General features: G+C 47.3%; 1 protein-coding gene. It reads right to left on the reverse strand.

Annotation, left to right across the window (positions count from 1 at the left end):
* Positions 1-633, reverse strand: a 633-nt coding sequence (locus A3763_RS04315; protein ID WP_156494898.1) for an aldehyde dehydrogenase family protein, incomplete at its 3' end; no start/stop codon positions are given.
* Between the last annotated feature and the right edge of the window lie 342 nt (positions 634-975).

A 975-nucleotide genomic window follows, 5' to 3' on the forward strand; every position in this document is an offset into this window, starting at 1 on the left:
TTCCCGATGGCAAGGTAAGACAGAAAATGCGCCTTCAGGTAGATTCGTTTCTGCAAGCACCTCGGCAATTAACAAAGCACCCACAGGGGTTAAACTGGCTGGTTTGAGTATGAATGGGCATCCCGCTGCAATCGCGGGTGCAATTTTATGGGCGGCTAAGTTCAAAGGGAAATTAAAAGGGCTGATAAACGAGCAAGGGCCAATCGGTACTCGCTTACTCATGCCTGAATAACCCTTGGCGCGAGCGCTAATATCCATGGGAATAACTTCACCGGCGATGCGAGTGGACTCTTCTGCCGCAATACGAAAGGTATCAATTAAACGCGTCACTTCACCCTGCGCATCCCTGATGGGTTTGCCTGCTTCGATACAAAGCGCTTCGGCTAATTCATCAAAACGTTCAGTAAAGCGTTTAACGCAATGATCCAATACAGCCTGGCGCTCAAATGCCGCCAAACTTGCCATGGGTTTTGTTGCTGCCTGAGCGGCTGCTATGGCTTGATCAATCGCCTGTTTCTCTGCCAATGCAACTGAACAAGCCAATTCACCACTGTACTTGTCATAGACCTTCAAGTCCTGATTGGCAAAAACGGCTTTATTCGAAAGATAGTAAGGATAATTTTCGTTCAGCATAAGACAGAGCTTCCTGGATATCGAAACAAGTTATTTGCTTTACGATAACAAGGCTACCCATAATATTGAACTGCTTTTTCTTTTGGCTTGCAGGGTACAAAACCAATATATACCGACCGTAGGCAGAGACTTCCGCCCCTCGCTGGAATCTGCCACGTGCTAGCCCGCCCGCAAGCCGTGAAAGTCTCTGCCTACAACTTAGGAAGCTATTCTCTCTAAATGCGCCGGTACATACTTATGATAAGGCGTTTTAGTAAACGGATCACAGTGGGAACCTGCTGTTAAAAAGTTTATAGCAGGGCCATTAGGCTCGCCATCTTTGTAGCGCATACCATAACCGTG

The organism is Oleiphilus sp. HI0128 (assembly GCF_001635365.1).